At 62.5% G+C, this 19,413-nt stretch carries 13 protein-coding genes and 3 pseudogenes; 6 read left to right on the top strand and 10 right to left on the bottom strand.

Annotated elements, in window-relative coordinates; all coding sequences use genetic code 11:
- Positions 1-993 precede the first annotated feature (993 nt).
- Positions 994-1,152, top strand: a complete 159-nt coding sequence (locus tag HDG37_RS39770; protein WP_260335199.1) for a hypothetical protein — start codon at positions 994-996, stop codon at positions 1,150-1,152.
- 3 nt (positions 1,153-1,155) lie between these two features.
- Positions 1,156-1,494 (top strand): hypothetical protein, encoded by a 339-nt coding sequence (locus tag HDG37_RS33715; RefSeq protein WP_260335200.1) that lies wholly within the window; start codon positions 1,156-1,158, stop codon positions 1,492-1,494.
- 207 nt (positions 1,495-1,701) lie between these two features.
- On the opposite strand, the gene tnpA is transcribed toward HDG37_RS33715, so the two are convergent.
- From tnpA to HDG37_RS33740, 5 genes are all read right to left on the bottom strand, one after another.
- On the bottom strand, positions 1,702-2,136 hold the full coding sequence (tnpA, locus tag HDG37_RS33720; protein WP_184055212.1) for an IS200/IS605 family transposase: 435 nt from the start codon (positions 2,134-2,136) through the stop codon (positions 1,702-1,704).
- Between the two features lie 644 nt (positions 2,137-2,780).
- Positions 2,781-5,894, bottom strand: a complete 3,114-nt coding sequence (locus HDG37_RS33725; protein ID WP_184055214.1) for an efflux RND transporter permease subunit — start codon at positions 5,892-5,894, stop codon at positions 2,781-2,783.
- Entirely contained in the window at positions 5,891-7,102 is a 1,212-nt protein-coding gene (locus HDG37_RS33730; protein ID WP_184055216.1) for an efflux RND transporter periplasmic adaptor subunit, read from the bottom strand. Before HDG37_RS33730 ends, HDG37_RS33725 begins: the two co-directional genes overlap by 4 nt.
- On the bottom strand, positions 7,099-8,577 hold the full coding sequence (locus HDG37_RS33735) for an efflux transporter outer membrane subunit (RefSeq protein ID WP_184055218.1): 1,479 nt from the start codon (positions 8,575-8,577) through the stop codon (positions 7,099-7,101). Before HDG37_RS33735 ends, HDG37_RS33730 begins: the two co-directional genes overlap by 4 nt.
- A gap of 146 nt (positions 8,578-8,723) precedes the next feature.
- Positions 8,724-9,401: a response regulator transcription factor gene (locus tag HDG37_RS33740; RefSeq protein ID WP_184012715.1), complete on the bottom strand. Its 678-nt coding sequence runs from the start codon at positions 9,399-9,401 to the stop codon at positions 8,724-8,726.
- 162 nt (positions 9,402-9,563) lie between these two features.
- Here HDG37_RS33740 and HDG37_RS33745 point away from each other — a divergent pair, with 162 nt between their 5' ends.
- Complete coding sequence (locus HDG37_RS33745) at positions 9,564-10,247, top strand: response regulator transcription factor (RefSeq protein WP_184055220.1); 684 nt, start codon at positions 9,564-9,566, stop codon at positions 10,245-10,247.
- Positions 10,234-11,619 (top strand): HAMP domain-containing sensor histidine kinase, encoded by a 1,386-nt coding sequence (locus HDG37_RS33750; RefSeq protein ID WP_184055222.1) that lies wholly within the window; start codon positions 10,234-10,236, stop codon positions 11,617-11,619. Before HDG37_RS33745 ends, HDG37_RS33750 begins: the two co-directional genes overlap by 14 nt.
- Before the next feature lie 425 nt (positions 11,620-12,044).
- Here the strand turns inward: HDG37_RS33750 and HDG37_RS33755 are convergent, their stop codons facing one another.
- Entirely contained in the window at positions 12,045-12,656 is a 612-nt protein-coding gene (locus HDG37_RS33755; protein ID WP_184055224.1) for a tyrosine-type recombinase/integrase, read from the bottom strand.
- Between the two features lie 246 nt (positions 12,657-12,902).
- Here HDG37_RS33755 and HDG37_RS33760 point away from each other — a divergent pair.
- Positions 12,903-14,021, top strand: a pseudogene (locus tag HDG37_RS33760) (IS630 family transposase).
- Here the strand turns inward: HDG37_RS33760 and HDG37_RS33765 are convergent.
- The gene (locus tag HDG37_RS33765) at positions 13,989-14,312 is read right to left on the bottom strand and encodes a site-specific integrase (protein WP_184055226.1); all 324 of its coding nucleotides are present in this window, start codon (positions 14,310-14,312) and stop codon (positions 13,989-13,991) included. The pseudogene HDG37_RS33760 and the gene HDG37_RS33765 overlap by 33 nt on opposite strands.
- A gap of 326 nt (positions 14,313-14,638) precedes the next feature.
- Between HDG37_RS33765 and HDG37_RS39775 the strand changes: the two are divergent.
- Positions 14,639-14,779 (top strand): annotated as a pseudogene (locus HDG37_RS39775) (LysR family transcriptional regulator); the annotation flags it as partial.
- Positions 14,780-14,861: 82 nt separating this feature from the next.
- Here the strand turns inward: HDG37_RS39775 and HDG37_RS33770 are convergent.
- The 3 genes and pseudogenes from HDG37_RS33770 to HDG37_RS33780 form a co-directional block, all read right to left on the bottom strand.
- Complete coding sequence (locus tag HDG37_RS33770) at positions 14,862-17,561, bottom strand: CoA-binding protein (protein ID WP_184055228.1); 2,700 nt, start codon at positions 17,559-17,561, stop codon at positions 14,862-14,864.
- 10 nt (positions 17,562-17,571) lie between these two features.
- The gene (locus tag HDG37_RS33775; RefSeq protein WP_184055230.1) at positions 17,572-18,870 is read right to left on the bottom strand and encodes an ATP citrate lyase citrate-binding domain-containing protein; all 1,299 of its coding nucleotides are present in this window, start codon (positions 18,868-18,870) and stop codon (positions 17,572-17,574) included.
- 222 nt (positions 18,871-19,092) lie between these two features.
- Positions 19,093-19,398: pseudogene (locus tag HDG37_RS33780) on the bottom strand (citrate-proton symporter); the annotation flags it as partial.
- Positions 19,399-19,413: the final 15 nt, after the last annotated feature.

Genomic DNA, 19,413 nt, shown 5'->3' on the forward strand with positions numbered 1-19,413 from the left:
CGTCCGCACCGTGCGGCTCTGACAGCAATGCTAACCCGCGTTTGATTCCGTTGCGGCAGGCCAGCCTCTGTCCCGCAGGAAGTCATACTGCCTACAAGGTCTGGCCGGCCAGTTCGATGGCAAAATCCCGGTTTCCTTTTTTCACCGGGGTGTCACTGCTACCGGATCGGTGGTTTCCGGGTCGAGCCGCTTGCCGACTGTTTGCGCCGTCAGCTATTGCGTTCCATTGATCACCGCTGCGACGGCCTCCGATACCAGGTCGATCGTCCGCTTGCCGCTCCGTTCGGTGTTGTGATGCGCTTTCATCCTGAACCCTCCTGAGTAGCAGATAGCCAGCCGGTATTGACCCTGCGGAACGCGGCTGGCGCAGAAGCTGGACTCCCGGCCGGCAACGTGCAGCCGGATCCCGGCAACCTGAGTCGAGTCGACGAGGTGCTTGATCGCAAGTGCGGTATCAGCCGTGCCGTGATTCGTTGCCTGAATCGCGAATTGTATATTCCGCCGACGTGCGCATGGGACAGGAATTCAGGAGCGGGGTGACGTTCTGGAATACGCCGCCAGAATTCTATGGCGTCAAGCAGCATGGCCGGTCGGCCAACGTGATCGTCGCCGTATACGCACTACGCCGCGCGTCGTAGATTACGGCAATGGCGCTGCCTGGAGCATATTGCGGTTATAGACTGGAGTTTGTCGAGGCTGCATTTGCATCCGCCGGTCCGACCGGAAGAGGGGCTAACGTGCGAAGCGACTCGCGAACATTCTGTCCAGCCGTACTTGCACGGTGAACAGTGAAAAGACAGGCGGCGGTCAGTGACGACGCCGACCGCATCCAGTATTTGGAGCGATTGGGTGCAGGCAATTGGGGCATCGGCTAAACGCTCGGAATAGGAACAGGAATTCACGAGTACCAAGAACCGCATCAGGTATCAGGCGAAAGAGGGCGATCGGCCAGGATGGGATCTCTACGCCGAGATTTTTGAGCCGGAGGACGTCGTGTATCTCGAGCTCGACGGTGTAGCCGCTGAAGTCACCATGCTCGGGAACATGGAACGCGGGCCGGGCACGGTGCTGTTGCGCCTGCCGGTCGACACTGCGAAGCAGCTTGGTCTCGTGCCGCCGGACTGGGAAAAGTCGGACTGGGGAAGGGGGTAGGTCATGCGCGAATACCGGGACAGGATGGTGCAGGAGGTCATGGCCTGCACATGCGACCGCTGCGGCCGGCGTATGACGCCCAATGACGACCAGTGGGAGTGGTACGAAAAGGTGTCGCTCGACTGGCGTGGAGGCTTTGGTTCGGTTTTCGGTGACGGCGCCCATATGAGCCTTGACCTTTGCCAGCAGTGTGTCCGCGATACGCTGGGGCCGTGGCTTCGTGTCGATTCGCCGTCCGCACCGGATGGCTCAATTCAAACTCTGAAGGGCGTCGTGTCCCGACCCGATGCGCCGGTATCTGTGGAACAGATGAACCCTTGGGATCTCAACGAGCGCGACTAGAGGCCTTACCGCCTGATGCGGCTCCGCGATCGCACAGGCTGCCGATCATGGATGCCATATGTCACGGGCATGCCGACATCACCGTCGATACGCTGGAGTAGTTTGCTGCCTTCAGTTGAACAAGTCAAATACCACCGGCAAAGCCGGTGGCTTGAATTTGTGAGCGCCTCAAAGGCGCCCATAAAACCGTGAGCCGCCGGTGGCGGCTTACTCCATGACCAGCTTCATCTGGTCGTATCGCTCATCCTCTTCCTCCTGATTGCGGATGTACGCTCGCACCATGTGCTCGTCCAGCCCCACCGTAGAAACGAAGTAGCCTCGGGCCCAAAAGTGTTCGCCGGTAAAATTTCGCTGCCGGGCTCCGTACTTTCGTGCTATCTGAATCGCGCTCTTGCCCTTGATGTAGCCGACCACATTCGATACCGCATACTTCGGCGGAATGCTCAGACACATATGAACGTGGTCTCCCATCAGGTGCCCTTCGACAATCTTCGATTCCTTGTGGGACGCCAGCTCATGAAACATTTCCCCAAGCTGCCGCCGCAACGCCCCGAAAATCCGCTTCTTTCGACGCTTCGGGATAAACACCACGTGGTACTTGCAGTCCCATCGCGTATGGCTCAGGCTTTGATACTCTTTCATCGTGAATCTCCTTCTCTTGGCAGAGATAGGAAATTCGCGCTGACCGTCGTAAAGGTCAAACCTTGGTGAGTCCCCCGGCAAAGCCGGGGGCTTACCTCATTGAGTTATCGTTATTGCTGAATGCGTCTTCTCGACCGCATGGCCGCCGGCCGCGCCGTCGGGAGTTCGAGCGCAGTTAACAGCATGGTTTGGTCACTCATGACGGCGTCTCAGAGACAGCAGTTCGGCCATTGCCGACGGTCGCCGACTCGACGGCGTGCGGCAACTGCGGGTTGCGTTGCTGACATTCGCAGACAGGTACCGGCGAATGTCAACTCTCGTTATTGACGAGTGAGTCTTTCCGACCCACAACTGCCCGTCGCGCCATTGTTGACACTATCCGCTTCGCATAGGCGGATTCAGCCGCTCGTTCAGAAAAGACTTTGAAGGCACTGCGGGGGCGAAACGCCCCCGGGCACTCATACGCACGCGGCGTGTCGCGGATTGATTCAGCCCGGCCGAGGCCGCCGTTCGGGTGCCCTCTGTAGGGAATCCGCGCGGCCGGCTTTGAATGAGTTGCGGCCGATGGACTGTCACCACGGCCGACGCGTTGAATCGGCGGCGGCCGTGGTGACAAAGAAGCCCCCCGGGCAGGCTGAAGGCCATCAAGCGACGGTATGCTGCTCGACCACACTGTCCTTCGTACGCCAATCAGCGAGCCAATGCGACAGACGGTCAAACCACAGGTGCACGACCGGCGTCGTGAACAACGTCAGCATTTGCGAAACAATCAGTCCCCCGACAATCGCTATGCCGAGCGGCACGCGCAATTCGGCACCCGCGCCGTGCCCGAGCGCGAGCGGCAGCGCGCCGAATAGCGCGGCGAGCGTCGTCATCATGATTGGACGGAAGCGCAGCACACAGGCCTGGCGGATCGCTTCGCGCGGCGACAGGCCTTGCTCGCGCTCGGCCACCAGCGCGAAGTCGATCATCATGATCGCGTTCTTCTTGACGATACCAATCAGCAGGATGATGCCAATCATGCCCATGATTGACAGAGCCTGACCGCACAGCATCAATGCGAGCAACGCACCCACACCCGCCGAGGGCAGCGTCGAAATGATGGTGAGCGGATGAATCGCACTTTCGTACAGGATGCCGAGAATCAGATAGACCACCACGAGCGCCGCGGCGATCAGATACGGCTCACTCGCGAGCGACGCCTGGAACGCTTGCGCCGTGCCCTGAAACGAGCCCGTCAGACTATCGGGGGTGCCTGCTGAGACTTCGGCCTGTTGAATCGCCGCCACCGCGTTGCCAAGCGACTGACCCGCCGCCAGATTGAACGAGATCGTCACGGCCGGGAACAGGCCCTGGTGATTCACCGAGATCGGTGACACATTGTTTTCGATCTGGGCGAGCGTGTTGAGCGGCACCAATTCGTTCGTGAGCGGCGAACGCACGTAGAGATGCGCGAGTGCATCCGTCGTCAATTGAAAGCGTGGATCGACTTCTTCGACTACGTGGTACTGATTCAACTGCGTGAAAAGCGTCGCAATCTGCCGCTGGCCGAATGCATCGTAGAGCGTGTCGTCGATGGCTTGGGCCGTGATGCCGAAACGCGAAGCCGTGCTGCGGTCGATCACGAGTGTTGCGCTGGTAGCGGCGGCTTGCTGGTCGGACGTGACGTCGACGAGTTGCGGCAGCTTCGACAGGCGATCGGTCAGCACGCCCGCCCAGTGATTCAGTTCGCTGATGTCGGGGTCCTGCAACGTGTACTGATACTGCGCAGCGCTGATGCGGCCACCCACCTGGATATCCTGGCGAACCTGCATCGACAATGAAATGCCCATCACCTTCGCCAGTTGCGGCTTCAAACGATTGATAACCTGCGCAGCACTGTCCTTGCGCTGCCCAAAGGGCTTCAGGTTGATCATGACGCGCCCCTGGCTCACTGTCGGATTGGCGCCCATCCAGAAGTAGACGTTGTCGACGGCAGGATCGGCTTCGATCAGATGGCCAAGCTGCTGCATCTTCTGCGACATCGAGCGCGGTGAGATATCCGGCGCGGCTTGTGCGACGCCCATGATCAGCCCGGAGTCCTCCTGCGGAAAAAATCCCTTCGGGATTACGACGAACAACGCGCCGGTCGCGACAACCGTCGCCACCGTGACGGCCAGCATCAGCTTCTGGCGGTCCAGTACCCAATCGAGGCCGCGCTCGTAGCGATGCTCCACGGCGGTGAAGACCGCTTCAAGCCCTCCTTCGAGCCTGCGCATCCAGCCGCCGCCATCCGGCTCGGGCAAACGGATCAGCCAGCCACACAGCATCGGCGTGACGGTCAACGATACCAGCGCCGACATCACAATGGCCGCGCTCACCGTCACCGCGAATTCGCGGAACAGCCGGCCGACGATGCCGCCCATCAACAGGATAGGAATGAACACCGCGATCAGCGAGATCGTCATCGAGATGATGGTGAAGCGCACTTCCATCGCGCCGAGCAGCGCGGCCTTCATTCTGGGCACACCTTCTTCGATATGCCGCATCACGTTCTCGATCACCACGATCGCATCGTCCACCACGAAGCCCACCGCAATGGTCAGCCCCATCAGCGACAGATTGTCGAGGCTATAGCCCAGCAGATACATCATGCCGAAGGTGGCGACCAGCGAAAGCGGAATCGTCAGGCTGGGAATGATGGTCGCCCATACGTTGCGCAGGAAGGAGAAGATCACCATGACGACGAGCGCGACCGTCAGCATCAGCGTGAACTGCACGTCGTGCACCGACGCATTGATGGTCTGCGTGCGATCGCCCACCACATGCAGATGCGCCGCCGCGGGCAGCGTCGCTTCGAGTGCGGGCAACTTCGCCTTGATGTTGGCGATCGTCTGCACGACGTTGTAGCCCGGCTGCTTGTGAACATCGAGAATGATCGCGCGTTCGTGCCGGAGCCACGCGGCTTGCTGATTGTCTTCGGCGGCGTTTATCACCGTGCCGAGATCGGAGAGGCGAATCGGCGCGCCGTTCTTGTACGCGACCACCAGATCGCGATACTGCGACGCGGTGGTAATCTGGTCGGTCGCGTTGAAGATCACCGAGCGGTCCGGGCCATTCAGGCTGCCCTTCGGTGCATTGACCGTCTGCAAACCGACGATCGAGCGCACATCTTCGAGTGTCAGGCCGCGTGCGGTGAGCTTGTCCGGATCGAGTTGGATGCGCACCGCGGGACGCTGCTCGCCGTGGAAATCAACCAGACCGACGCCGGGCATCTGCGATATCTGTTGCGCGAGATAGTCTTCGGCGTAGCTATCGAGTTGCGTGAGCGTGAGCGAGGGCGAAGTCAGCGCCAGTGACAGCAACGTGAAGTCGGCGGGGTTGACCTTCTCATAGGTCGGCGGGTTCGGCAGATTCTTCGGCAATGTGCCACCGGCCGCGTTGATCGCGGTCTGCACGTCCTGCGCCGCGCCGTTGATATCGCGCGACAGGTCGAACTGCACGGCGATGCTGGTGGTGCCGAGCGAGCTGGACGACGTCATCTGCGTCACGCCCGCAATCAACGAGAGTTGCCGCTCCAGTGGCGTCGCCACCGAAGTCGCCATGGTCTCCGCGCTCGCGCCGGGCAACTTCGCCACGATCTGGATGGTCGGAAAATCGACCTGCGGCAACGGTGCGACCGGCAGCAGAAAATACGCCACCGCGCCGGCCAGCAGCACCGCGATCGCCAGAAAACTTGTCGCGATGCGCCGTTTGATGAACAATTCCATGAGGCTCATGACGGATTGTCCTTATTAGCCTGGCTGTCTGCCGGGTTGGCATTGGCCGGCGCCTCGGCAACCGCCGCTACAGTGGTCGCCGTCACATGTACGCCCGGGTTCAACCGGCTTTGTCCATCGAACACCACCAGGTCCGTGCGCGCGACGCCGCTGCGGATCTCCGTCATACCGTCGACGGTGACGCCGGTTTGCACCGGGCGCATCTGCGCCGTACCGTTCGCGGTGATCACGTACAGTTGCGTGCCGTTCTGCGTGTTCACCACCGCGCGGCTCGGCACCGCAAGCCGCTTTGCATCGGTACGCATCAGCACACGCGCATTCACCAGTTCGCCGGGCCACAGCTTGCGGTCCGTGTTGGTGAACGAAGCCTTGAGTTTGATCTGGCCGGTCGTGGTATCGACCGTGCTGTCGATGAAGACGAGCGTGCCGTCGGCGAGCGGCGTGCTGCCGGAACGCGTGGTCACGTTCACCGCCAGCGGCGCTTTCGCCTGATTCGCGAGCAGTTCGGGCAGCACGTCCTGCGGCACGGAGAACAGCACGGTGATCGGCTCCATCTGCGTGACGGTGACGATGCCGGTGGTGTCGGCCGGATGCACGATCGCGCCGATATCGGCTTCGCGTGCGCCGACGCGTCCGGTGAACGGCGCGCTCAACGTGGTGAAGCTCAATTGCAGCCGGTCGCTTTGCACCAGCGCGGCGTCCGCAGCGACCGTCGCGGAGAGCGCTTCGACTTGCGCCTTCGCGGTGTCCACCGCCTGAGTCGTCGCCGCGCCGATGCCGACCAGTTGCGAGTAACGAGCGAGATCGAGCCGCGCGTTATCGAGCGATGCCTGGTCTTTGCGCTGCGCCGCTTCCGCTTGATGCAACTGGGCAGTGAGCGGTCCCTGATCGAGTTGCGCCAGCAACTGGCCGGCTTTCACGTCCTGTCCTTCGGTGAAGGCGACGCGCTGCAACTGGCCGTCGACACGTACTTTGACGTCTACGGTATTGAGCGCGAGCACCGTGCCCACCGCGGCGACGCGAATTGGAAAGTCGCGGCTCACGGGATGACCGGCGTTGACCGGCACGGCAGTCGCCGCCTTGACCGCCGGGTGCCGCGGCCAGAACCACACCGCCAGCATCGCGACAAGGACGGCGAACGCCAGAATGAGCGGCGCGCGGCCGCGTCCGCGGGGCGCCTCGTGGTTCGGAAGGTCTGCAGATTTCATGAGCGGGATGACGGAGAGGTGGAGGCGGTGCTGCTATCGCTATCGTCGGTCACGCCGAAACCGCCGCCGAACGCGCGAAACAGGCTCACGGACGCTTGCAGGCGCGCGAGCCGTGCCTGCACCAGCGTGTCTTCGGACTGATACAGCGTGCGTTGCGTATCGAGCACGGTCAGAAAGTCGACGGTGCCGAGCTTGTACTGGGCTTGCGCGAGCGTGGCGGCTTTGCGGGCGGCGTCGGCGGCGTTCTGGTCAGCGACTTCAGCGAGCTGCTGCTGTTGCGCCGCCGTGAGCGAGTCCTCCACGTCCTGCAGCGCGGTTATGACGGATTGGCGGTAATCCGCGACGCCCTTCGCTTCGGCCGCCTGGCTCGCGTGCAACTGGCCACGCAGCGCGCCGCCATCGAAGATTGGCGCCGCCAGCGAGGTGGCGAGACTGGCGAACGGGCTCGACAGGAAATGCGACAGCGACTTGCTGCTCAGCCCGCCGTCCGCGGTCAGTACGATGTTCGGCAGAAATGCCGCGCGAGCCGCGCCGACACTCTGATTCGCCGACTGCAACTGCGCTTCCTTCGAACGGATGTCGGGGCGCGTTTCCAGCAGGCTCGCGGGCAGATTCGGGCGCGGTTGGGGAATCGGGATGTCGGCAAGCGCGGCGTCGCTGACCGTGAATTGTTCAGGCGCGGTGCCCGTCAGCACCGCGAGCGCATGGATGTTGGTATCGAGCTGCTGTTGCAGCGCCGGCACGGCCGCCTGGAAGGTGGCCAGCGCGTTGCGCTGCTGCTGCACCTGCAATTCGGTCGCGACGCCCGCCTGCTGTTGCGCGAGCAGCAGCTGCAGAATGTGCGCGGCATCGTCGGAAATGGAACGCGCAATCGCGAGGCGGCGACGCAGGCTCTGCACCTGAAAATACGTGTCGGTGACCGATGCGGTCAGCGTCAGCGCCACTGTGTCGCGATCGAACCCGGAGGCGCGCGCGAGCAGGTCGGCGGCGCTGGCGTTGGCGGCGTTGAAGCCCCAGAAGTCCACCTCGTAACTGGCTTCGGCGAACAGGCTCTGGGTCTTGGTGGTCGAACCGCGCCCCTGATGACTGCGATCGAAGCTGGCGCCGAGCGATAGCGACGGATACTGCGGCGCGCCGGCTCGCTCGGCGTTGCCGCGCGCCTGTTCGACGCTCGCAATCGCGGACGCCAGCGTGAAGTTGTTGCGCAGGCTGCGATCGATCAGCGCGTCGAGCGCGGGGTCGTGATACTCGCGCCACCAGCCGCTTCTGACTGGCACGGTAGCGGCGAGCGAGCCACCGGCCGCGCCGTCGAAGGATTGCGCCAGCGGCGCGCCCGGCCGTTGATAGGCAGGCACAAGCGAGCAGCCGGCGAGCACCGCGAGGCCGAGCGCACATAAGGCGGCGCGCAGGCACGATACGCGCGCAGCTGGACTGACGGCGCGCGAAAGCGGCGCCCAACGGGACAGTCCTGACATTGGAGAACGCTCCGGCAACTAGAAGTGTCGCCAGATTAGCCAGCGGGTCCTGTCGGCGCTTTCGCCCATTAATTAAAAAAATTTAATGCGGCGCAACATGCCGCGTCGGCGCGCCGAGCCGGGGCTTGCAGGGCGTTCCGCGCGTGTCAGGGCGCCGGGTTCAGCACGTATCCGGCGCCGACTACCGTATGAATCAGCGCCAGCGGGAAGTCGCGGTCCACCTTTGCCCGCAGCCGATGCATGTGCATATCGATGATATTGCCGCGCGGCTCGAAATCGTAATTCCATGCCGCCTCGAGCAGCATGCTGCGCGTCACGACCTGCCCCTCGCGGCGCACCAAACATTCGAGCAGCAGGAATTCGCGGTGCTGCAGGCGCAGATCACGACCGCCGCGGTTTGCGGTCCGCGCCCGCGTGTCGAGTACCAGATCCGCACATTCGAGCCGCTCGCTCATCCTGCTGCGATCGGCGCGCCGCGCCAGCGCCTCGATTCTGGCCAGCGCTTCGACGAACGCATACGGCTTCACGAGATAGTCGTCGCAGCCTGCGCGAATCGCCTCCACGCGTTCGTTCAGGCCGCCGACCGCCGACAGCATCAGCACCGGCGTCGTATCCCCGCCGGCGCGCAACTGCTGGACGAGAGCCAGGCCGTCGAGCGCCGGCAAGCGCCGATCAGTCACAATCACGTCGTAGATGCCCTCGCGCGCATAGGCGAGCCCGGTCGCACCATCGGCCACCGTGTCGACTATCAGACCGCTCTCGCTCAGGCCACGCGCCAGGAACTGGCTGGCGCGCATATCGTCTTCAATCAGCAGGATTCGCATGCGCTGCGGCTTACGTTAAGGGGCTTACATTAAAATTTTTTCATGTTGGCGCGAAACGCCTGTGCAGCTTCGCGCGGCATACTGCGGACATCGTAGATACGAGCCTAGTGTAAATCGGCCGGCTAGCGCAGGTTCGACGCTCGTTCATTTCTGGAAAAAGGCATGACGAACGTATTGGTCGTCGAGGACGACGAGCAGACTCTCGCAGAGATCGTTGAAGCGCTCACCGATCACGGCTGCAAGGTCGAAACCGCGAGCACCGGCCGCGACGGTTTGATGCTCGCGGTCGCCAACAGTTATGACGCGATCGTGCTCGATCGCATGTTGCCGGGCGGCCTCGAAGGGCTAGGCATGCTGTCGGCGTTGCGCAGCGCCGGCGTGCTCACGCCGGTGCTGATCCTGAGCGCGCTGTCCGCGGTCGACGAACGTGTGCGCGGTTTGCGCGCCGGCGGCGACGACTATCTGACCAAGCCGTTCGAGTTCATCGAACTGACCGCGCGGCTCGATGCGTTGATGCGCCGGCGCGAGGCGGCGCCCGCTGTGCAGGAGTACCAGGTCGGCCCGTTACGTCTGGACCCGCTCAAACGCGAAGTGACCTGCGCCGGCCGCCCCGTACCGCTGCTGCCGCGCGAGTACCGGCTGCTCGAATACCTGATGCAGCACCAGGGCCAGGTGGTGAGCCGTACCATGCTGTTCGAAGCGGTATGGGACTACCGGCTCGACGAGCGGACCAACGTGATCGACGTGCACATCAGCCGTCTCAGGAAGAAGCTCGACCCGGACGGCACGGCTCCGATGATCGATACCGTGCGCGGTTCGGGGTACATGCTACATGCGCCTGACTGAACTGCACCGCACCACCGGCTTTCGCCTCGCCACGCTGTTTCTGGTGCTGTTCGGCGTGATCGCGCTGCTGCTGTTCGGTTACCTGTACCGCGAGATCACCGGCTTCGAACAGGAGCGCATCGACGACTGGCTGATTCGCGAGCACGCACAATTGAAACGCGAAGCGCCGGACGAACTGGTCGCGCGATTCGAACATCAGAACCAGTTCGATCCGCGCCGCCAGCGCCCGTTCGGCCTGTTCGAAGCCAGCGGCAAACATCTTGCCGGCGGCTATCCGGGCGATCTGCCGGCCATCCCCGTCTTTGGCAAGCCGTTTTCGATGCGACTCGCAAATCTGCCGGGCCACCCGCCTGGCCGATGCATCGCCGCGCACGTGCCCGATAACCGCATCGCTTTGCAATGCCAGAACACCCTCGAGCTCGACCACTTCGACGACGAACTGCTGCATGCGCTGCTCTCCACTGCGATGATCACGCTCGTGATCGGCCTGATCGGGGCGACCCTGATTGGCATTTCGGCGATGCGGCGGCTCGATGCGGTGACCGCGTCGATCGAGGAGATCGTCGCCGGCAATCTCGGCAGGCGTTTGCCGGTGCATTCGAAACGCGACGACGTGGATCGCCTGGTCGGCGTCGTGAACGGGATGCTCGACGAAATCGAGCGCCTGATGAACGAGGTCAAAGGCGTGTGCGATGCGATTGCGCACGATCTGCGCACGCCGCTTACGCGGGTGCTCGGCGGACTCGAACGTGCCCAACGGCGCGCCAGAACCGAGGCAGAGTATCGCGCGGCCATTGATGAAACCATCGTGGAAACCAGCGGCCTGCTACGCACTTTCAACGCCCTGCTGCGCATTTCGGAAATCGAAAGCGGCGTGCGCCGCGCCGGCTTCACCAGCGTCGATCTGGCCGCGGTGGCCGACGACGTGTTCGAATTCTACGAGCCGACCGCCGAAGACAAGCAGATTGCCTTCGAACTGCAGCGCACCGTGTCCGGGCCGCTGGAGATCCAGGGCGATCCGAATCTGCTGTTCGAGGCACTGGCGAATCTGGTGGAGAATGCCGTCAAGTTCGCACCGCATGGCGGAGCCGTGCGTATCACGCTGTGGCATGACACAAGAGGCGCCGGCGTGACGGTCAAGGACAATGGACCAGGCATCGCACGGGCCGAGCGCGATGCCGTCCTGCGCCGTTTTTATCGTGGCGAGGCGAGCCGTCATACGCCCGGCAGCGGCCTGGGGCTTAGTCTTGCCGCCGCCGTGGCCGGTATGCACGGCATGACGCTGGAGTTCCACGACACGAACGTTGGTTGCGAGATCAGCCTGTTCAAACCCGCCCAACGTACCCAACGTCATATTGCGGATAGCCGATGATCGATAACCTGCCGGTGCATTGACCTCGCTCCGTAAGGTTCTCGGCGGGCCTAAGCTTCTGCTCCGCGTACTGTTTTTTGTTACATAGAGCCTTGCGCGAAAAAAACGCTCAGATTGGCGCCCCGTGCACACGCTCACCTAACCGTCACACGCCAGAGCGCGCAATCGGGAATTCGGCGGGAGGTGCGCTGCGCGAAAGGATTGCTACCCTTTGTCAGATGCGAGGATGATGGGTGTCATCGCCGCGCAGCCGCTTCATAGCCTGCGTCCGACGTGAAATCAGCATTGGTGAATGTCTCGTGCCAGTCGAAAGTGGACGACCAGCGAGCTTCATCAAGTGGCTGAAACTGGCCGAGAGGAGCGGTGTCTCCGACGCGAATGCGGCCGCAGAGACAAACAGCCTGACGTACGGCCGCGGCGTGTTTTTAGATCTCAGTTTGCGCTGAGATCTCGAGCGCATCGTCGACCTCTATGCCGAGGTATCGAACGGTGCTTTCGAGCCTATGTCCCAGCAGAAGTTGGACCGCTCTGAGGTTCTTCGTCCGCTTGTAAATCAAAATAGCCTTCGTCCGACGCATCGAGTGTGCGCCGTAAGCGGTCGGATCAATGCCGATCGCGGCGACCCATTGATGCACCTTCCGGGCGTATTGTCGCGTTGAGATATGAGGCGACCGAGAAAGGCGGCTTGGGAAAAGATACTCGTCGGACCTCAGCTTAGCCTTCTCGATCCATGCAGCGACCGCAGCGCGAGGGGGCTCTGTGACCTCGAACTGCACGGGTCGTTTGGTCTTACGCTGCATTATCATCGCGCGCGGCAGTATCTGATTGCCGTGGGTTACGTCGCGGACATGCAGGTTGACGAGGTCGCACCCGCGCAGCTTGCTGTCGATCGCAAGATTGAATAGCGCTAGATCACGAACCGCGTGCGCGTTCTGGAGGTGAATCCGGATTGCCCAGACGTCTTTGGGCTTCAGCGGCGGCTTCTGACCAACCAACCTGCCTTTGTTCCAGAGCTCCCGGCTTTGATTGCTTCCCATGAGAGACTCCCATTGAGTTGATGGGAGTTACATTGTCTTCCTCCATTCTTTTTCGCCGTCACCGGTCGGAGCAGTCTCTTTGCCCAAGTCGGCCTTTGCCGTCATTCAGGTACCGGCTCTGGTCAGGCAGCAATACGCCGCTTTCCGGACGTTTGCACCTCGACGGTCGCGTGAACGGTCCACATCGGCCCCTCGCTAGTGTAGCGTTCGACTCTTGATTGAACGTAATTAAATGGTATCGCTCCAATGGTCTACTTCAGTTTGGTTTGGAACGAGCAAGTGCGAATTGCCCCGGTCGTTGTACTCAGTGAAGAGCAGGAAGCAGAGCTGACCAGGCTGGTGCGTTCTCAATTGACGAGCGTGCGTCTGTCGCAGCGTGCACGCATCGTGCTGCTTGCCGCGCAGGGCCTTCAGAACAAGGACATTGCCGAGCAGTTGGGCGTGGGCCGGGTACAGGTCGCACGCTAGCGCGAGCGCTATGTTGAGTCAGGCCTCGAAGGCATTGCACGCGACTTGCCGCGCGGGGCGCCGCCGGTGAAGTTGGATGTGCAAATGCTGGTGGAGTTGACCACGCAAACCAAGCCCGCAGCGGCCACGCACTGGAGCACGCGCAAGATGGCCGCGCGATTGGGCGTCGCTCCCAGCACCGTCATGCGGCACTGGCAGGCCAACGGCCTGAAGCCGCACATCGTGCGCGGCTTCAAGGTCTCGCGCGATCCGAAGTTCGTCGAGAAGCTCGAAGCCATCGTGGGCTTGTACATGTCTCCGCCTGAGCACGCCCTGGTGCTTTGCTGCGACGAGAAGAGCCAGGTGCAGGCGCTCGACCGCACGCAGCCGGGCTTGCCGCTGAAGAAGGGCCGCGCGCAGACGATGACGCACGACTACAAGCGGCACGGCACGACCACGCTGTTTGCGGCGCTCAACGTACTCGATGGGCAAGTCATTGGCCAATGCCAGCAGCGTCATACCCATGCCGAGTGGCTGAAGTTCCTGCGCAAGATCGACCGCGAAACGCCCAAAGGCAAGACGCTGCATCTGATCGCCGACAACTACGCCACGCACAAGCATCCGGCGGTGCAGGACTGGCTCGCCAAGCACCCAAGGTTCAACATGCACTTCACGCCAACCTCGGCGTCATGGCTGAATATGGTCGAGCGCTTCTTCCGTGATATCTCCGAGAATCGGCTGCGCCGCGGCGTGTTCACAAGCGTGCCCGAACTCGTGACCGCCATCGATGAATACGTCGCGCATCACAACACCGACCCCAAGCCGTTCATCTGGACCAAGAGCGCGCGCGACATCCTGCAGAAGGTCATTCGTGCCAACTCGCGCTTAAGTTCCAAACAGAACGAAACACTGCACTAGTGCAACGCTCAGACTAGGTCGATGGCGTAGAACGACACCGTCGCAACGGCAGGATGGAAGGTGCTCGCTCAGAAACTCGGCGAGCACCGATTCGTCGATGCGACAAACGTCCACACGACGGCGATGAATCCATTGCGCAAAATGATCGATGCTGCGTACGTAGGTGGCAAAGCTGTTATTGGCGTAACCGCGGTCCGCCAGGTACTGCACGAACGCATCGACATGAGGCGCCAAGGGCCGCTCGTTGAGCCAGTTGGTGAAGTAGCGTTGAGGAAGTCGGACGTTTTTCATGGCGGTCTCCTGAAGTAGGACCACCACTGGACTCCGATGCCGAAACTATGTCTAGAAGATCGCGAACCAGCCCGACGCCAGCCGCGCTGCACCTACATTACGCGAATTCGCAGCCAACAAACTATTCATAGTTGAATTCTATTCATAGGCGCCGAATACGGACGTTCGCAATTCGGTTCCGCAGCAATTGTCGGCGCTCTCCAACGTCGGTCCCGATGGCCACTTTGGCCAGCATCATGCACAAAAGCCGCTGTACTACGCAGAGGATGGCCTGGGGCGTCAACTTCGACCTGGATGATTTGCAGGCGTTTCGAGCCGTCGTATAGTTGGGTGGCTTCCGAAAGGCTACCGATGCGGTCAAGATCTTGTGGTCGGCTCTGAGCCGCCCCATCGACAAGCTCGAGCAGGCAGTCCGCGTGCGGCATTTCGAGCGAACGTCGTTTTCGGAACGATCGATGTCCGCTGGTTATCAATGGACGCGGGCGAAAGCCCGCAACTGCCCTAAAGCACAGCAGCCATGTGGTTGCCCCGCGCCGGTAAGACTCGCGCTCAGGCCACGAAGCGGCACTGGGACGCGGGCGTTCGGGTGTCCATGTTGCGTCCGCGGTTGAGATGATCGTCGATTTCCGCCGCGCAGCCGAGCATGCGCGGATAAAGGAAGATCGTGAACGCGGCGGTCTCCAGATCGGACTCGCTCAATTCACCGCGTCGCAGCGGCTGCCACAGCATCTTCAGCAGCAATGCGGCAATCACCGCATCGACATTGACGCAATAGACGTTGCGCGAGACGCCTGCCTCGAACAACGCCTGCACCAGCTCGCGGTAGTACGCATGGAACACGTTATATTCCCCACGCTTCTCGCTCAAGTCGGCGATGAACACTTCGCGCGGGTCGTGGTTGACCGGTCTGTCCTTGAAGACGGGATGGTTCACGCCCGGCAGCTTCGCGATATCGAGGCTGCCCGCATGCTTCTGCCGCGCCTTGTACTGCGCATAGCGCTCGACGGAGCGCTCGGCGAGCGAGCGCAGGTCCACGCCGTGGCCGGGCTTCGACGGATCGTCCAGCGCGGTTTCCCTGAAAGCATCCATCAGGAACGCGATACCCTCGTACCCGTTCCCGCCGTGCGTGTAGCCGGTATGCGAGAGAAAGCCGACAAGCGCCTTGTTGAGCTGCACGCGCTCGGGGCTTTCCGGGCCGTCGGCGGATACCGCGCCCTTCGCCCCCTGCGCCGAGATCGCACCCGGACCGTTGGTGAGCAGCAGGCCGACGAGCGTCTTGAAGGCGAACAGGTCGTCCGGACCCGGCTTCAGGTTGAGCAGCGCGGCGAAGCCGATTTCGGTGAGACTGCGCTCGTTCAGCAATTCGTCGGTGGAGAAGCCGCAGAAACCGTCCGGGCCATGCCGCGACGCATCGGCCGATGCACCGATGAGCGTCCCAAATAGCATGCTCCACCAGGGCAAACTTTCGGCGGTCACGCGCGAGATGCGCTTGCGCATGAGCGGTCCCCACGCCAGCGTCGTCGTGATCGCGGCCAGCACCGCGTCGCCGGTCGGGTGAGCGGGCTGCGACGTCAGCCAGCGGACGAACGCCGATTTCGCGCCGCGCGCGGCGAGTCCCGCGAGCATTGCTTCGGCGAGCGGATCGCGAGAGTCGCCGAAGAACTGTTCACAGCCGCTTGCGTCGATGCGTGCGACGTCGAAGGTTTCGTTCAGCGCGTCGGCAAGACCAGCGGCCGCAAAACGATCGATCAGCCACTTGGTGACGTCCCGCGCCGCGCGCTGACGATTCGGCCCGACGATCGACGCCGCGGCGGCCAGAACGGCGTTGGGTGCATTGCCGGCCTCGCGTGCGGCTTGCGCTGCCGCGAGTTCCGGCGTTCCGTGCAGATTGACGGACGCAGCGATCGCGACATCGATGAGCTTCTCGTCGTTTTCTCCGCCGAATTCGTGCAGCAGGGCAAGGCCGACGTTCGCTTCGAGCGAACGCGTCGCGGCCTCCAGCATCGACGCGCCGTGCAGGCTGCTCACCTGCGTCTTCGCGTCCATCTGCGATGCGCCCGATGCGTCCTTGAGCGCCTGGCGTGGAGCGATCACGCCGATCTGCCGATTGACCTGATGGACCTGCTCGTTATACGGCGCAACAGCTTTCACGACCGGAATCGCGAGGCCGTCCGGCAGCGCGATGCCCTGATCGGAGCCGAACCACGGCTTGAGGGCGAGACTGCCCTCCGAGTCGAAATCGGGCATCGTCGCGTTGGCGCGCATCACGGCGCTCAGCGCGGCCGGGATGTGCGCGATGTTCGTCACCACGGCACCCTTCGTCGAGCAGCATGGATCATCCGGCGTGAAGAGGCGCTCGACGCCGAACTTCTGCATGAACCAGCGTTCCTTGGCTTGCGCGTCGTCGTTGCCGCCGGCCATCGCGCCGGCGTGGCCGACTGCCCGCGTGAGGCGGCTCTTCCACCGTCCCACGACGCACGCGACGACTGGCTTCGTGAAGACCGCATCGGCCTCGTAGTAGCCACCCGGTTCGCAGTAAAGCACCGCAGCCTTGCTGCGCGCATCGTTGGCGAGTGCGAACGCGAATTCCGGCGCGGCATAGTGGATGTAGACGTCCTTGCCGCTCGAGATGACGGTCGATGTGCCCCAGCCACCCATGCGCAGGTATTGCGCAATCGTCGTGCTGAAGCCACCGGAGTTGGAGAAGATCGCGATCGAGCCCTTGCGCAACGAATCGTCAGGATTGTCGCCGCCGAGCGCTCCGCCGATCCTCACGCGATTCCACGAATCGGCGACGCCGAGGCCGTTCGCGCCGAAGATGTCGATGCCCGCCTGCTGGCCCATCGCGCGGATTTCGCGGGCGTCGTGGACCGCGATCTTCTCGGTGATGATGAAAATCTTCCGCAGCTCGGGATTCACGCGAATCAGTTCAGCGACGCCGTCGCGGGCCGCGGACGGCGGCAGATAGACGACGCCGCAGTTGAACCGGTGTCCCGCCTGCAGCCCCTCACGGACGTTGTTGTACACGGGGATATCGCCGGCCGGCGTCGCGAGCACTTGCCCGCCCTTGCCCGGCGCGGTGCCGAATACGACGTTACCGCCGGAGAATGCGTGACTCACGGGCGTCACGTCCGACGATTCACCGCCCAGGATGTTGAGCACGCACACGCGATCCTCGCGCGTGGCGATCTGTGCGAGTGAGTTGACGCCAACGAAATACCTGAACGTATTGCTGCCTTGCTTGTACATGTCGATCTCCTCAGGCACGAGCCGTTCCGGTTTGCCTCGGTGACGCGCCAATCCTTGCTGCGATCCCGGTGCGGCCGCCGGCGCGCATCCAGGCGTCCGCCTGGCGTGCGTACTGGATCACTTCGCTGATGTCAGAGTCGAAGCCGAACAGCCGGTAGGGCAGGCCCAGCGAGTCGCATGTGTCCCTCAGCGCCGACATGCCGCGCACGAGGTTCGGACCTCCACGGCCCAGCACGACATAGAGCGGCGTCGCTCCGTGCTCGCTGAAGTGCTCGCGCAGGGCGTCGGCCATCGCGCGCAGCGTCTCGTAGATGTCCGTGTTATTGGACTTGCCGCCAATGATGAAGAGCACATTCGACTGCTTGAGCCAGTGTTTGAAGCAGATACGCGCCACTTCCTTCATCTTCGCGTAAGGCGGATTGCCGCCGAAATCCGACGAGATGATCGCGGCGTCGCCGAGCATTTCGGTGACGAGCGAGTTGGCGCCGCCGCCGAAGGTCGGGGCGAGGATCGTTCCCTTCTCGTTGATGACGTACACATCGCTCTGGCCCTGGTGGGTGCGAAGCTGGTTGATCTCCTGCTCAAAATCCGAGTAATCGGCGGCGAACAGATGAGGCGGCAGGCCAAGACGCGCCCAGCGCGGATCGTCGCGATCGAAGCCGCACTTGAAGTCGCAGGCGACGGGTGTGAGTCGTCCGTTCTTGTCCTCGCGCATGCGGATCGGGTTCAACTCGAGCGTCGTCATGCCGAAGTCGTGAAAGAGTTCCCAGAGTTTCGGCAACTGCTGCACGAGCGGCGAAATGATCTCCTTCGGCGCGCCGATCTCGCTCAGTGCATTCGCTACGACGAACGCCTTCAGCCCGGTCAGCGCATCGAACGGCACCATCGCCACCTGTTTCGGGTCGACTTCCTCGATGTCCATGCCGCCCATGTGGGAGAGCGTCATGGTCGGCGCACGAAAGCGGGTGGAATCCGTGATCGAGAAGTAGACTTCGTGCGTGGCCGGCACACCGGCTTCGAAGGTGACGCCATTCGCCTTCGCCTTGATGTGGCCGACGGCATGCTCGGCGAAGTAGAGCCGCTCCTTTTCCGCGAGCGCGGTCTTCAGGTCGGTCGCGCGGCCAAGCAAACCTGCCTTGCCTTTCTTGCCGACTCCGCCCTTGAAGACGGGCTTGATGAAGATCTGGCGATGACGGTCGATCAGCGCCTTGACTTCCTCCTCGCTGGCGCTCGGAGCCAGGATTTCGCTGGCCGGAAATCCGACGAATTGCAGCAGGCGCGCGCCGTGCAACATACCGGTGATTTGCATGGAAACGTCTCCTGAAGTTTAAGCAATGCACTTCGCCTGCTTACAAAACAGCACGTTGCGGGCGGACAGCGGTGAACCCAGTCGCGAGATGCCGGTTGGCCGGGACGCGGCGATCGGCGAGCAAAGGCTGTTGGAACCGAATCATTCGGCGCGGGGCGCATAGGCACTTTTATCCCGCCGCTCTGCGGGCCAGGCGACGAGATGCGTGCCTTGCGCGACTCGTCAGGCGACGGTCGCCGATCGCTCCGCTGCACCGCCTCGTCGATAGAGCACAAGCGTCGCGACGAGGCCACATACGGCTGCGAAACTCAACCAATAACCGGGCGCCGCCTTGTCGCCGGTCACTTGAATGAGACAGGTCGACACGGCGGGAGTAAATCCGCCAAAGACGGCGGTTGCAAGGCTGAAAGCGAGCGAGAAACCAGCGACGCGCACGTTGACCGGCATGACTTCAGTCAGCGCCGCGACCATCGCGCCGTTATACATCCCGAAAAAGAACGACAACCACAGCAGCACCGCGAGCACCCGCACAGTGTCCGAGTG

Source organism: Paraburkholderia sp. MM5384-R2 (assembly GCF_014201025.1).
GTDB classification, from domain to species: Bacteria; Pseudomonadota; Gammaproteobacteria; order Burkholderiales; family Burkholderiaceae; genus Paraburkholderia; species Paraburkholderia tuberum.